This window comes from Erwinia sp. B116, assembly GCF_002865965.1.
In the GTDB taxonomy this organism is placed as follows: domain Bacteria; phylum Pseudomonadota; class Gammaproteobacteria; order Enterobacterales; family Enterobacteriaceae; genus Erwinia.
Genome location: NZ_JRZZ01000005.1, coordinates 81,974 through 96,017, shown reverse-complemented (window position 1 = coordinate 96,017; position 14,044 = coordinate 81,974). Strand labels below are relative to the sequence as shown.

9 protein-coding genes are annotated in these 14,044 nt (G+C 65.3%); 1 reads left to right on the top strand and 8 read right to left on the bottom strand.

All coding sequences use genetic code 11. The features are described 5' to 3' along the window. Positions 1-145 precede the first annotated feature (145 nt). The 6 genes from NV64_RS05715 to NV64_RS05690 form a co-directional block, all read right to left on the bottom strand. Positions 146-919: a hypothetical protein gene (locus tag NV64_RS05715; protein WP_101505511.1), complete on the bottom strand. Its 774-nt coding sequence runs from the start codon at positions 917-919 to the stop codon at positions 146-148. A gap of 137 nt (positions 920-1,056) precedes the next feature. Next, entirely contained in the window at positions 1,057-2,031 is a 975-nt protein-coding gene (locus NV64_RS05710; RefSeq protein ID WP_056240839.1) for a metallophosphoesterase, read from the bottom strand. Positions 2,032-2,042: 11 nt separating this feature from the next. Next, the gene (locus NV64_RS05705; protein WP_101505510.1) at positions 2,043-2,885 is read right to left on the bottom strand and encodes a carbohydrate ABC transporter permease; all 843 of its coding nucleotides are present in this window, start codon (positions 2,883-2,885) and stop codon (positions 2,043-2,045) included. Beyond that, positions 2,882-3,793 (bottom strand): carbohydrate ABC transporter permease, encoded by a 912-nt coding sequence (locus NV64_RS05700; protein ID WP_056240832.1) that lies wholly within the window; start codon positions 3,791-3,793, stop codon positions 2,882-2,884. The genes NV64_RS05705 and NV64_RS05700 overlap by 4 nt, the downstream gene beginning before the upstream one ends. 9 nt (positions 3,794-3,802) lie before the next feature. Continuing rightward, positions 3,803-5,083: an ABC transporter substrate-binding protein gene (locus tag NV64_RS05695; RefSeq protein WP_101505509.1), complete on the bottom strand. Its 1,281-nt coding sequence runs from the start codon at positions 5,081-5,083 to the stop codon at positions 3,803-3,805. Between the two features lie 38 nt (positions 5,084-5,121). Continuing rightward, positions 5,122-6,225, bottom strand: a complete 1,104-nt coding sequence (locus NV64_RS05690) for an ABC transporter ATP-binding protein (RefSeq protein WP_101505508.1) — start codon at positions 6,223-6,225, stop codon at positions 5,122-5,124. A 243-nt stretch (positions 6,226-6,468) separates the two neighbouring features. Here NV64_RS05690 and NV64_RS05685 point away from each other — a divergent pair, with 243 nt between their 5' ends. Then, complete coding sequence (locus NV64_RS05685) at positions 6,469-7,800, top strand: condensation domain-containing protein (RefSeq protein ID WP_158239878.1); 1,332 nt, start codon at positions 6,469-6,471, stop codon at positions 7,798-7,800. A gap of 97 nt (positions 7,801-7,897) precedes the next feature. Here the strand turns inward: NV64_RS05685 and NV64_RS05680 are convergent, their stop codons facing one another. Together NV64_RS05680 and NV64_RS05675 are read right to left on the bottom strand one after the other, a co-directional pair. Continuing rightward, positions 7,898-12,487, bottom strand: coding sequence for an amino acid adenylation domain-containing protein (locus NV64_RS05680; RefSeq protein ID WP_101505506.1), 4,590 nt, complete (start codon positions 12,485-12,487; stop codon positions 7,898-7,900). A gap of 117 nt (positions 12,488-12,604) precedes the next feature. Next, the gene (locus NV64_RS05675; RefSeq protein WP_056240817.1) at positions 12,605-13,909 is read right to left on the bottom strand and encodes an NtaA/DmoA family FMN-dependent monooxygenase; all 1,305 of its coding nucleotides are present in this window, start codon (positions 13,907-13,909) and stop codon (positions 12,605-12,607) included. Positions 13,910-14,044 lie beyond the last annotated feature (135 nt).

The following is a 14,044-nucleotide window of genomic DNA, read 5'->3' as shown; positions in this document are numbered from 1 at the left end:
CAGAAACAGTACTGGCTGCCTGAACGATGACCGGCAGAAGGCATCAGCGTTGAGCAGTGCCGTCGCGGCGTGAAACCTGCAGAAACCTTTTGCTCAGTCAGTCATCGTCAACTCTGACGGGCAAGCCACGCCCGCCCTCACCCTATCACCGGAACTGCGCCAGGCAGCTGTCGGTAAACATCTTCTCCGGCATCTGGCCCGGTGTGCCCGGCGCATTGCGGCTGAGGTTCAGCGCCTGGCAGGTCGCCTGCGCATCGAAGGCCACTGCGCTGAACTGGCGGATCAGCTGTGCGCTCAGGTAAACGCTGACGCAGGCGATCGCCAGGGCCATAACGGCGGCGGCAGGGAGATTTAAATAGCGGCTCATATAGCGGATCACCGGCAGTAACAGCAGGCGCGCCGCCAGTATCAGCAGCGCCAGGCCGGCCACGCCGCCCAGCGCCAGATACACCAGGCTCAGCGGCTTATCGTCACTGGCAACCAGCAGCCGATCCAGCGCTGCCCAGCACAGCAGCACCACAAACAGGTTCAGCGCCGCCCAGCTCTGCAGCACCTGCATAAAGCTGAGCAGGTGCAGCCCGCGCTTTCTGACTGAGATTACGGCCGTGGTGAGCAGCCAGAACAGCATGGCGAAGATCAGCGCATAAGCAGCCAGCAACAGGGTGAGGAAGCCCGGCCTGATCGCGCCGCTGAATCCGCTGATGTCAGACGCGTTCAGCAGCGCGCCCAGCCCACCGGTGAGCAGCGCCACCAGGCAAACCGAGGCGATAAAGTTCCATGCGGCGTCGCGCAGCGGTGCGGCTTCATCGCGGCCGTTGCGGATGGCGGGGTTGATAACGAACGTCACCAGCTGCGCAATAAATGCACGGGCGGGGCGGGCGGCGGGGCGGCCGGTCGCGAGCGGATGGTCCCTGTTCATAGCGATTCCCTGATTAAAAAGAGAGTAAATAACGGCGAATTATTATGCTTTCAGCACAATTATCCACAGCAAAAAGCAGAACGCCAGCGTCATCCGGCTGGCGTTCTAATTAGAGCAGATTGTCTCTGTGATTGGCGTTAAGAGGGCTGTTTCATCCGGGCAGGGGCGGCCTCTTTTAACGGTAAAACACGGCTGACCTCCGGGCCGTAGCCCTTCACCCGCAGCACGCCGTCCAGCAGCTCCACCACCGCAAACGGCGTGTCGTCCGCGCCGTCGAGCATGCCTTTCAGGGTAATAAAGTCGGTGCCGTCCAGCCGCGCGTAGCCGCCGCGGTGGTCGTGGCCGGTGAAGCAGGCGCGCACCCGGTAGCGTGCCAGCAGCTGCGCCAGCTCGCCGCCGTTCAGCAGGATATGGCCGGTGTGCGGTGCCAGCGGGTAGTGGCCAAACACCACCACGCTTTCGCCGATCGCCTGCGCTTCCGCCAGCTGCTGCTCAATCCATTTCATCTGTGCGGGGCCGACCGCGCCGTTCCACGGCTGCGCCTGCGGCTGGGCGCGGGAACGCAGATCGTCCAGCATCGCCATCGCCTGCTGGCAGTCGTCGCCGTTGCCTGCGTTGCAGTAGAGGCTGATGTCGTTGCCGTCAAAGACGATAAAGCGCCAGCCCGCCAGGCGGAACTGATAGTAGCTTTTCGGCAGGCCGGCGGGCGGCGACTGCGCCGCGCTCAGCCGGTCGGCCAGCGTCTGCGCGTCGTGGTTGCCGATCACAAACCCGTGCGGGTGGTGCAGTTTGTCATACAGCGGCAGCAGCGCGCGGTAGCTGGCCCAGTGCCGGTCGACCATATCCCCCAGCGTCATGACAAAATCCAGCGGCTGGGCGTTGAGGGCGGCGATGGCGCGCGGCAGCTTGTGCAGCGCGTGGCGGTAGTAGAGGTTTTTCGCCACGTCGGCGTCAACGTCGGCGTACTGCGGGTCGGCGATCAGCCCGAAGCGCAGCGTGCGGTCGGCCGGGGCGCTGCCGCGCAGCTGCGGCGGGGCATACAGCGCGCTGACCGGGCCAAGGGCCTGCAGCTGCAGGGGCGAGAGCGGGTGCGGGGTGGATTCAAAAGCCATCATAAACTCCGTTAACGTATGCCGGCGCGCATAAACGACTGCACAAACTGGCGCTGGAACAGCAAAAACAGCAGCAGCAGCGGCAGCGAGGTCATCAGCGTGGCGGCGCCCACCAGCGCCCACTGCACCCCCTGTTCCGGGGCAGAAAACAGCTGCAGGCCGACGGTGAGCGGGCGCACGGTGACTGAGTCGGTGATCACCAGCGGCCACAGGAAGTCGTTCCAGTGGAAGCTGATTGAAACCAGCGCAAACGCGACGTAGACCGGTTTGGCCAGCGGGATATAAATCTTGCGCAGGATATAGAAGCGGCTGGCCCCTTCGACGGTCGCCGCCTCCTCCAGCACCAGCGGGATGCTTTTAAAGGTCTGGCGCAGCAGGAAAATGGCAAACGCCGAGGCGAAGTAGGGCAGCGCGATGCCGGTCAGGGTGTCGCGCAGGCCGAGCGCGCCGATGGTTTTGTAGTTGTTGAGGATCAGCACGTCGGGGCTGATCATCAGCTGCAGCAGGATCAGCGCAAACAGCAGCCCGGAGAGCTTTAGCCGGAAGCGCACCAGCGCGTAGGCGGCCAGCGTCGCCAGCACCAGCTGCACCACCACGATCATCACCACCAGCAGCGCGGTGTTGATAAAATAGCGGCCAAACGGCGCGGCGTGCCAGGCGTCGATAAAGTTCTGCGCGGTCAGCGGCGAGAACAGGATAAAGCTGCCCTGATCGCTGGCCGGATGAATGGCGACCCAGACGGCCACCAGCACCGGCAGCAGCCACAGCAGCGCCGCCAGCCAGATCAGCGCGTTCAGGCACAGGCGGCCGACGCTGAAGGTGCGGGTGGCAGGAACGGACAGGCTGATACTCATTGGTAATGCGCTCGCTTATCCAGCAGGGTGAATTTAATCAGCGCAACCACGGCGAGGATCGCCAGCAGCACCACGGTCATCGCCGAGGCGGCAGGCAGGTCCCAGTAGCTGAATGCGGTGCGGTAGATATAGAACAGCAGCAGGCTGCTGCTGTTGTTCGGCCCGCCGTTGGTCAGCGCGATCACCTGGTCGACGATGCGGAAGGCGTTCATCGAGGCGTTAATCAGAATAAACAGCGTGGTCGGCATCAGCAGCGGCCACTGCACGCGGCGGAAGAAGTAGCGGCGTGAGGCCCCTTCAATCTCGGCGGCCTCCGCCAGCCGCGGGTCGATCTGCTGCAGCGCCGCAAGGTAGAAGATCATAAAGAACCCCGCCTCGCGCCACACCGAAATCGCCATCAGGCACCACAGCGCGCTGTCCGGGTCCCCCAGCCAGTTGACGGCGGGCAGCGAGAACAGCGCCAGCAGCTTGTTCAGCAGCCCGAGCTGCGGCGTGTAGAAGAACAGCCACAGGTTGGCGATGGCGATCATCGGCAGCAGCGACGGAATAAAGAACGCGGCCCGCACCATCGCGTTGCCGCGCAGGCGGCGGTTCACCGCCAGCGCCATCAGCAGCGCCAGCGCCACCGCCAGCGGAATGGTCACCGCCGCGTAGAGCAGGTTATTGCGCAGCGACAGCATAAAGATGTCGTCATCCAGCAGGGCGCGGTAGTTATCCAGGCCGACAAACTGCGCCGGATGCCCGCCGCGCGCCGCGCTGAACAGGCTCTCCCATACCGTGGCCAGCGCCGGATAGTGGGTAAACAGCAGCAGAAACCCCAGCGCCGGTAAAATCAGCAGGTAACCACACAGCTGCAGCGACAGGCCACGGCGGCGGGCAACATTATCCACGGTATGCAGTGAGCTCATAAGAGGCCGTTACTGGTAAGGTTTGAGCAGGCGATCGGCCTGCTTCTGTGCCGATTCCAGCGCCTGGGCTGGCGTCTGCGCGCCGGTCACCGCCGCTTCAATCGCGTGGTTCAGCGCTTCCTGGATCTGCACGCTGTTATAGGTCGACAGCTCCGGCTGCGAGTATTTCAGCTGTTCGCGGGCCACCAGCGCCTGCGGCACCTGCTTCACGTAATCCTGCATCACCTGGGTGTCCCACGCGGCCGGGGAGGTGGCGACGTAGCCGGTGGCGATGCTCCAGCGCGCCGCCTGCTCCGGGGAAGAGACCCAGCGGATAAATTCCATCGCCGCTTTCTTCTGCTCCGCCGAGGCGCTGCTGAACACGTAGAGGTTGCCGCCGCCGGTCGGGCTGCCGCGCTGGGTTTTCTGCGGCAGCATCGCCACGCCGAACGGGAATTTTGCGTTCTCACGCACCGTGGTCAGGTTGCCGGTGGTGGTGACCATCATCGCGGTTTTGCCGCTGATAAAGTCCTGCGGCGTGGTGCCCCAGGCGATCGCGCCTTTCGGTGAGACATTCTCTTTCTGGCCAAGATCGGTCAGCCACTGCAGCGTCTCGATATTGGCCGGGGTGTTAAAGGTGACGGCGGTGCCCTTGCCGTTATCCAGCCGGCTGCCGTTGGTGGCGGCCAGGCCCTGGAAGTTCCAGTAGCCGTTCGGGGTCGACGGGATCTCAATGCCCCACTGAGAAACCGCACCCTGGGCATCCTTCACCACCAGCTTTTTACCGAAATCAACCACCTGCTGCCAGCTGGCCGGCGGGGTTTCGCCGTCGAGACCGGCCTTGCTGAACGCCTCTTTATTCCAGTACATCACCACCGTTGAGCGCTGGAACGGAATGCCCCACACCTTGTCCTGAATGTGGCGCAGGAAGGCCGGATAGAAGCCCTCGATCCACTTTTTACCCCCGGCATCGTTCGCCAGATCGCTGGCGGCGGCGATCGCCCCGGCGTCAATCAGCGAGTAAGCTTCGATGTCGCCGATCACCGCCAGCTGCGGCGCGTTGCCGCCGCGAAACGCGGTCAGCGCTTTGGTCACCGTGGTGGCGTAGTCGCCGGTGTAGACCGGTTTGATCTCAATCTCCGGGTGAACCTTCTCAAAGTCGGCCACCAGCGCCTCGACGGTGTGGCTGACCTTACCGCCGACGGCGATCGGGTAGTACATCTGCAGCGTAACCGGTGCGGCAAAGGCGGAGGCCGTCGAGCAGAGCAGCATGGCGGACGCCAGGCGGGAGAAACGCGGTGCAAAAGACATAGTAAACCCCTGAGTAAACGTGCAAAAAGTAGAGAAGGTTAAACGGCGACTCGCGCATCCAGCGGCAGAATACGTTGCTCCGCCGGCCGGCAGCGCCGGCCATCGCCGGTGGTGAAAAAGTACTGTGCCGCGGTCGACCACTGCAGGCCAATGCGGCTGCCGGCGCTGAAATGCTGCATGCCCGGCACCTTGATCGTCACCGGCTGGGCGCAGGCGCCGATCTGGCAAACCACCAGCGTATCGGCGCCCATATATTCCACGCTGAGCACCATGCTGCTCAGCGCCGCGTGTTCGCTGGCGATGACCCGAATATCCTCCGCGCGCAGGCCGAGGCTGAGATCCTGCTCACCGCCGTGCTCCAGCACCGGCAGCGGCATTTCGCCGAGGTAGTGGTGTTGGCCCTGGCGCAGCAGCGGGATGATGTTCATCGGCGGCGCGCCGATAAACTGCGCGGCAAACACGCTGGCCGGGTTGTTGTACATCTGCTGCGGCGTGTCGTGCTGTTCGATGCGGCCATCGTTAAGCAGGATGATGCGGTCGGCCATGCTCATCGCTTCGGTCTGATCGTGGGTGACGTAGAGCATGGTCAGCCCAAGCTTCTGCTGAATGGCGCGGATCTCGCGGCGCATGCTCTGGCGCAGCTTGGCGTCGAGGTTAGAGAGCGGTTCGTCCATCAGGCACAGCCGGTTGTTGGCGATCACCGCCCGCCCCAGCGCCACGCGCTGCTGCTGGCCGCCGGAGAGCTGTGACGGCAGCCGGTCGAGCAGCGGCTCCAGCTCCATCAGCCGGCTGACCTCCGCCAGCCGTGCCGGGAACTGACGGGCGTCTTCACCACGGGCGCGCAGGCCGAACAGCAGGTTCTCGCGCACGCTGAGGTGCGGAAACAGCGCGTAGGACTGGAATACCATCGACAGCTTGCGCTGCGCCGGCGGCAGCCGGGTGACGTCGGTCTGCTGGAACAGAATGCGCCCGCCGTCGGCCTGTTCCAGCCCGGCCACGGTGCGCAGCAGGGTGGATTTTCCGCAGCCGGAGGGGCCGAGCAGGGCGACAAACTCACCCGGAGCGACGGAGAAGCTGATGTTGTTCAGCGCAATTTTCGGGCCCCAGGCTTTGTGGATCTGGTGCAGGGAGAGGTCACTCATCGGGCGGCTTATCGGCTGAATAAAAGTTGCGCCTATCCTGCCGGGCGCGGATGACGCTTTTATTAACGGCGGATGACGTTTGCGATCCCGCCGGCTGCCGGACGCTGGCGGGCAGAAAAACCGCCGGAGGGTCGATCAACGCGGGCAATGATGATAATAAGTGTTATTATCATTTGCAGTAAAATACAGCAGAAGCGCTTACCCTTCACCCGGCGGGGTGGGGGCTTAACGGAGGTAGGGATTATGCCGCAACACGATTCAGCCAGTGACTGGCTGCCGCTGAGCCTCGCTCAGGCCGACTTCTGGCAGGAGTTTCTCTGCCACCGCGATCGGGCGCTTTCCACCGTGGCCCACTTCGTGGAGTTTGGCGACGGCGTACAGGTGCAGGCGCTGCAGCAGGCGATCGCCACCACCCTGCAGGAGACCGACGTGTTCGCGCTGGAGCTGCGGCTACCCAAAGGGGCCAGCCTGCCGCAGCAGCGGGTCAACCCGCAACGTCGCCCGGCGCTGCAGATCCTCGATCTGCAGCACTGCGAGCATCCCGGGCACGCCGCCCGTCATCTGATGCAGCAGGATATCGATAAGCCGTTAGACCTGCTGCACGATCCGCTGGCCGCCAGCTGGCTGATCCGGCTCGCCCCTGAACGCGTTATCTGGTACATCCGCGCCCATCACATCATTATCGACGGCTTCGCCATGTCGCTGATTGAACACCGCTGCGCCACGCTCTACCGCCACGCGCTGGGCGAGGGCGCGGCGGGCGAGCGTCTGAACGCCTTTCCCGCGTTTCTTGACGAGGAGCTGACCTACGACGCCAGCCCGCGCTGCGTGAAGGATCGCCGCTACTGGCAGGAGCGGGTGGCGGGTGTCGCGCTGCCGGTGCTCAGTACCGATCGCGACGACTACTGCATTGCGCCGCTGCACGCCGCAGGCCAGCCGTCCGCGCAGCTGAGCGCCGGGCTGCAGCAGCTGGCCCTGCGCTGCGATACCGGCTGGCCGGATCTGCTGCTGGCGCTGAGCGCCGCCTGGCTGAGCCAGGCGCTGCCGGCGCGGCGCGATGAGCCCTACGCGCCGTTTACCGCCTGGGTGCCGCTGATGAACCGCCGCGGGCGGGTGGCGGGCTACGTACCGGCGCTGGCGGTGAATACCCTGCCGCTGCGGTTACAGCTGCATCCTGAGCAGACGCTGGCCGACTGGCTGGCAGAGGTGGCGGGCGATCTGCAGCGCCTGCGCGCCTGCGGGCGCTACCGCATTGAGAGGCTGGCCGCCGACTGCGGCCTGGCCCAGGGATCGCGCTTCCTTTATGCGCCGCTGATTAACGTGATGCCGTTTGACCCGCCGACCTTCTTCGGCTGCGACACCGTGCGTTCGGTAATGGCCAGCGGCAACGTCGACGGCTGCAACCTCAGCTGGCGCGCGCGCACCGACGGCAGCGGGCTGGAACTGGATCTGGACGCGTCACCGGCGCTGTTTAACGCGGCTGAGCTGGCGGATCAGGGGGCGGAGCTGCTGGCGTTTATCGGGCGGGCGCTGGAGGAAGGGGCACTGCAGCGGCGGCTGGCAGAGCTGTTGTAAAAATAATGGGCATCAGGCCGGAAAGGGTTATCCGGCCTGTTTAAACCGTGCCACGGTGCAGGCAGCAGACGCGCTTAAGCGTCTGCTGTGTACCCCGTTACTCCGTCACCAGCGCCACCACCTCCTTCGGCGTCCGGCACTTAATCAGTGCCAGGGTCGCCAGCTGGCGGCCGAACGCCTGATTGATATCGGCGGCGATCGCCTGCATCTGCGGCAGCTTCATCCCCATGCTGATAAACACGCTGTTCTCATCCCATGCGGCGCTGGCGCCAGCATGCTGCTGACAGATGCTCAGCACCTTCTGCAGCGGCGTTTCACCGGTGGCGGCCGGGGCGGCGGCGATGCACTGCTGGCGGATCTGATGGCGATCGGTTTTGCCGTTGCTGGAGAGCGGCAGCGCGGTGGCGTGGATCAGCCGGGTCGGGATATGGCTGGCCGGCAGGAAGCGCGCGGCAAAGTCCCGCAGGGCGCTCTGCGTCAGCGGCCGGTCGTCCCGCGTCAGGTACATCAGGCCGAGGCTGGCTTCGCTGCGCGCTTCAGCCATAAAGTCGACCACCACCAGATCGCGGATCGCCGGGTGCTGCTTCAGCGCCTCTTCCACCTCCGGCAGCGACACGCGGATGCCGCGGATCTTCACGTAACCGTTGATGCGGCTGGCAAACATAATGGTGCCGTCCGTACGGTAGTACCCTTCATCCCCGGTTTTAAACGCCCGCACCGATTCACCCTGCGGCGTCGTCACCTCGACAAAGTCGTGCTGCATCAGCTGCCCTGCCTCCAGATAGCCCAGCGCCAGCCCGGCCCCGGCGGTATGGATGCGTCCGGTGACGCCCGGCGGGCAGTGCTCGCCCTGCTCGTTGCAGATAAAGTACTGCACCCCCGGCAGCGGCTGGCCGTACGGCACCTGGCCGGTATCACCGGCTTCAATCTCATGCCAGATGCTCCAGATGGTGGTCTCCGTCGGCCCGCCGAGCGAGAACAGGCGCGGCTGGCCGGGCAGGGTGCGCAGGGTGGCCACCGTGGCCGGTTTAATATAGTCGCCGCCCTGGGCAATCAGCCGCAGCGACTTAAGGCCGCCTTCCGCTTTACAGGCCAGCAGCATCTCCAGAATCGCCGGCACCGAGCACCACAGGCTGACGCGGTGCTGCTCCACCAGCCGGTTCCAGGCAATGGCGTCCTTCTCCTGGTCCGCCGCCGGCAGCACCAGCGTCGCACCGCTGCACAGCGCGCCGAACAGGTCGAACAGCGACATATCGTGGTGCGGCGGCGTTACCGAGATCAGCACGTCCTCCGCCGTCACCTGCCAGCGTTGGATCGTGTGCGCCAGCACGTTGGCGGTGGCGCGGTTGTTCAGCACCACGCACTTCGGCCTGCCGGTGGTGCCGGAGGTGTAGAGGAAGTAGGCCGGTTCGCTGCTGCGGCTGCGGGCGATCAGCTCTGCGGCCCCCGGACAGTGGCCGTGCTCCGCCACCGGCGTCAGCAGCTGCTGCGGGGTGATGCCGTTGGCCAGCCCGCTGATATCCTGGCTGACCACCCAGCGCGGCTGGCTGTTCTCCAGCAGATAGTGGCGGCGCTCCGGCGGCGAGTTGATGTCGATCGGCAGCCAGACCGCCCCCAGCAGTGCGCAGGCCAGCTGGCTGATGATCATCTCCGGGCCGCGCGGCAGGTGGAGGGCAATCACTTCGCCGGGCTGCACGTCGCGCTGCTGCAGCTGGCTGATGGCGGTATGCACCGCCTCCCCCAGCTGCAGGTAGCTGTAGCGGCGTTCGCCGCAGATCAGCGCGGTGTTATTCAGCTGGCCGCCGAACAGGTTACCGGCCAGCACCGCGAGGAACGGATACGCCGCCACCTGCTGCTCATCGCCGTTATGGCGGTAGTGATCGCACGGCAGGAATTCGGCGGCGCGATCGGCGGGCTGGCCGCTGCACAGCCGCTGCACGCGTTCGCCAATGGCGGCGAGCAGCGCGGTAATCATCGCGTCATCCAGCGCCTGCTCGGCGTAGTCGATATTCAGCAGCAGGTTTTTGTGCTGATCGAGATTCAGGCGGATATCCATCGCCACCTGCGGCGTCTGCGTCAGGCCGTCGTGGAAACGCACCGGCGCATCGGCGGGCAGGTTGGTCCACGACAGGCAGTTGGTCAGGATAACCGGCAGCCCCGGCGCGCTGCTCTCTTTATTCAGCAGCAGCCTGGAGAGATCGACGCCGGAGAACGCCAGATGATCCAGTGAGGTCAGCAGATCCTGCTGGAACGCCGCCGCCTGTGCCAGCAGCGGGGCAGCGGCATCGCGCCGCCACGGGGCGACGATAAAGGTCGAGGCGTTGGTCAGGTTGCCGCCCGCCGCCGGGAAGGCCACCGGCACGCCGACGCAGATCTCGCCGTCCGGCGTCCACAGCGCCAGCGTATCGAGGATAATCGCCGACAGGGTGGTGTTGCGGAACAGCTTCTGCGCCGAGCCGACTTTCGACAGCGCCTTCAGCTGCTCGCGTGAGACGGTCAGGGTCTGGCGGCGGTAGCGCGAGCGGCGGATCGACTCCAGCGGCGCGCTCCACGGCAGCCGCGACGGCGAGCTGACGTCCTGCAGCTTCTGCTGCCAGTAGTGCTGATCCGCCAGCCGTTTTGCCGCGTCCACCGGCGGCGCTGCGACGGTTGCCGGTGTGGCAGCAGCAGCCAGCGGCGCGTCGTCAAACAGCCGGGTGATGATGGCTGAAATGCCCTCGCCGTCGAGGATCAGCGCGTCAAAGCTGGTGAAAATCACCGTATCAAACGGCCCGTCCGCCAGCTGCACCAGCACGATGCCGTACGGCGGCTGCGCCGGATCGTGACGGTTGTGCGAGTGCTGTTCACGGAGGGTATCGACCTGCGCCAGGGCCGCCGCACGCTCAAGATGGCGCAGATCCACCACCTGCAGCCGCGCCTCTGCCGCAGGCAGCACGCGCTGGGTCAGGCGGTCGCTGTCAATGCAGGTGCGCAGCGCGGCGTAGTGCGCCACCAGCTGCTCCAGCCGGGCGCGTAACGCCGCCGGATCGGCGTGGCCGCGGTATTCGCGGAATTCGTGCATCGCCACGCCGCCCAGCGACCACAGCTCGCTGCGGCCCATCAGGTAGGCCTGCTGCAGCGGGGTCAGCGGCGTGCTGCCGTCGGCTGCCGCTGGCCGGCCGCTCACGCCGGAGGGTGTCGCCATCGCCCGCGCCGCACCGGGCTGTGCCAGTCCGGCCGTATTGCCGCTGCTGGCCGCTCCACCGGCTGAGCCGTGCGCACCGTTGCCGCCGGGGTGTCCGTCTGAACCCTGTGCCGCGTTACCGCCGGCGTGACTGGCTGAGGATAAGGCCGCCCGGCCCGCCGCCGCAGCACCGTTTGCATCTGCGGCCCGATCGTCACCCAGCCCCGGCAGCAGCGCGGCCAGCGGCTGCGTAGCGCGTTCAGGTTCGGCCGCCAGCTGGCTGAGCAGCTGGTGGTAGCGATCGAACAGGCCGTCGATACTGCCTGCAGGGAACGCATCCCGGCGCAGGTCCCAGTTGATCAGAATGCCGCCGTCGCAGGCCGCCACCTGGGCGTCCAGCGCCACCTGCGGCCCCTGGGAGATCACCCAGTTCATGCTGCCGAAGGTGCGCTGCACCTGCTCAGACCAGAGTTCGTCACCGTCGATGCCAAAACCGGCGGTAAACACCACCGGCGAGAACTGCAGGCTGCCGTGATGGCGCGACAGATCGCGCATCACGTTCACCCCCGGCCAGGCGGCGTGGCTAATCAGCTCGCCCAGCTGCGCCATCACCTGCTGGCCGTACTGCACCACGCTGGCTGCCGGATCGGGCTCGGCATTGAAGATCAGCAGATTGGTGAAATCGCCGATGATGTCGTCATTTTTGCTGCCGTAGTCGTCACGATGGAACAACGGCACGTTGAGGCGGAAGCGCGGCAGCGCCCAGCCTTCGGCCAGCGTGGCGGCAAACAGCGCGAGGAACAGCGCGCTGAGGGTCAGATGCTGTTGCCGCGCCAGCGCGGTTAACGCCTGCTTCTGCTGTGCGTCGAGCCTGACCGCCAGCCGGTCGATATGGCAGCGGGCGTCCTGAATCGGCACCGGCGGCGCCGGGGGAATCGATGGCAGACGTGCCCGCCACCAGTCGCGATCGCGGTCGCGCTGCTGCAGGTTTGTCGCCTGCTGGTGCTGTTCCAGCCAGTGGAAAAAGCGGTTCTCCGTGGCGGCGATCGCCAGCCGGGGATGATGATAAAAGCGCGCCAGATCCTCCACCAGCAGGCGGAAACTTTCGGCATCGCCGGCGATCATATCAAGGCCGACGTGTAAACGGCTGCGATCGTCGGATAACTGCGTCAGGCCGATCTCACAGGCCTCGCCCGCGGTCAGATCGGGCAGGCGCGTGTTGCCGTGCAGGCGGCGTTCGGCAAGAAAGGCTTCACATTCTGTGGGGGTAGCGGCGCGCAGGTCGTCCACCCGCAGCAGGGTGGCGGGCAGCGGGCCGTCGGTATGCTGCTGGCCGTCGGCGTTAATGCGCAGGCGCAGCATCGGGTGAACCTGATACAGCGCCTCCACCGCCTGCCGCAGCCGGCCGGCGTCCAGCGCGTGGCCGTCGAATTCGGCGTAAAGATGGGCGGCAACGCCCCCGAGATGCGGTTCAGATTGCCGGCCAACCCAGGAGGCGGCTTGCATGGCAGTCAGCGCTTTCATCAGATTCCCTCATGATTAAGTGACGAAGACTGCCCGAATATATGCTAATACGAAACTAAATGAAAATGATTCTTATTACATTCATGCCAAATAAGAATCCCCTTAAACCACCTGAACTTATTCGATACCGAGATGGCCGCCCAGCGTGCTGCTGGTGTATTCGCTGCGCAGCAGCCCCTCTTCGCTCAGGCGCGGCATCAGCTCCGCCAGCGTCAGATCCATACTGCCCGGTGAACCGCCAGGGCAGGCGATAAAGCCGTCCAGCGCGCCGGCCTCGTGGTGCCGGCGGATCTCGCTTACCGCGTCCTCCACCGTGCCGATCACCTGCCAGTAGGCGGAGCCGACCACTTCCGGGCGGGTCATCAGATCGCTGAGCAGCGGCTGATCGCGTTCGATCAGGCGACGCAGCAGGATGGCGTGGGTCTGGCTGAAGACCTTGCCCGGCGGCGGCAGCATCTCCGGGGTGATACGCTGGTCCGGCGACAGCTCGCGCAGGTTAATCCCCAGCAGCTCGCTGGCGCGGGCGTAAGTGCGCTCCGGGTTCAGCCCGGCGTGGGTGGCGCGGTAGAGTTCGCGCGCCTCTTCGCGGGTGTTGGCCAGGTACAGGCTGACGCCGGGGATCAGGCGGATATCGTCGGCCTGGCGGCCGTGGGCCACCGCACGGCGGCGCAGATCGTTACGCAGCTCCACGCCGGCGGCCAGGTCCGGGGTGGCGGCAAAGATCGCATCGGCGGTGCTGGCGGCGAAGTCACGCCCGGTATCGGAGGCACCGGCCTGGAACAGCGGAATGCGCGGGCCGTTCCACGCCGGCACGTTTAGCGGGCCCTCGACGCTGAAGTACTCGCCAGCGTGGTCGATCGGCTGCAGCCTGTCGAAGTCGGCGTAAATCGCCGCCTCGCGATCGATGCGTACCGCGTCGCTCGGGTAGCTGGCCCACAGCTTGCGCACCACCTCAACAAATTCGCGTGCCTGCGCATAGCGCTGTTCGGACGGCGGCATCTCGCTGAGGCCAAAGTTGAGATTCCCGGCCAGCGAGGTGACCACGTTCCAGCCCGCGCGGCCGCGGCTCAGCTGGTTCAGCGACTGGAACTGGCGCGCCACCAGGAACGGCGTCATGAAGGTGGTGGAGGCGGTAGAGACCAGGCCGATATGGCTTGTCTGGCTGGCGATCGAGGCCATCAGCAGGGTCGGATCGACGCTGCTGAAGTGCGGCGACTCCACTGCGCCCTGGCGGGACAGCCACATGGCGTCCGGGCGGAACAGGAAATCCATTTTCGCCGCTTCGGCGCGACGCGCGAGATCAAGATAAAATTCGCTTGAGTAAATTCCTTCCACGTTACTGTCGTTACGGCGCCAGCCGTTGCCCGTCAGCCAGGTGACGGCCAGTGATAATCCTACGCATAACTGCCTGTTGTGACCCATTGCACTCTCCTTATATCCTTGCAAATACTGCTGTTGTTGTCGCGTTGCTCGGGGAATATACTGCCCGTCGTTTGAGGATTTCGCAATGGAGCAGGGCTGCGGCGCTGCATGGATTAACCCTGAAGAGCGAAGGGA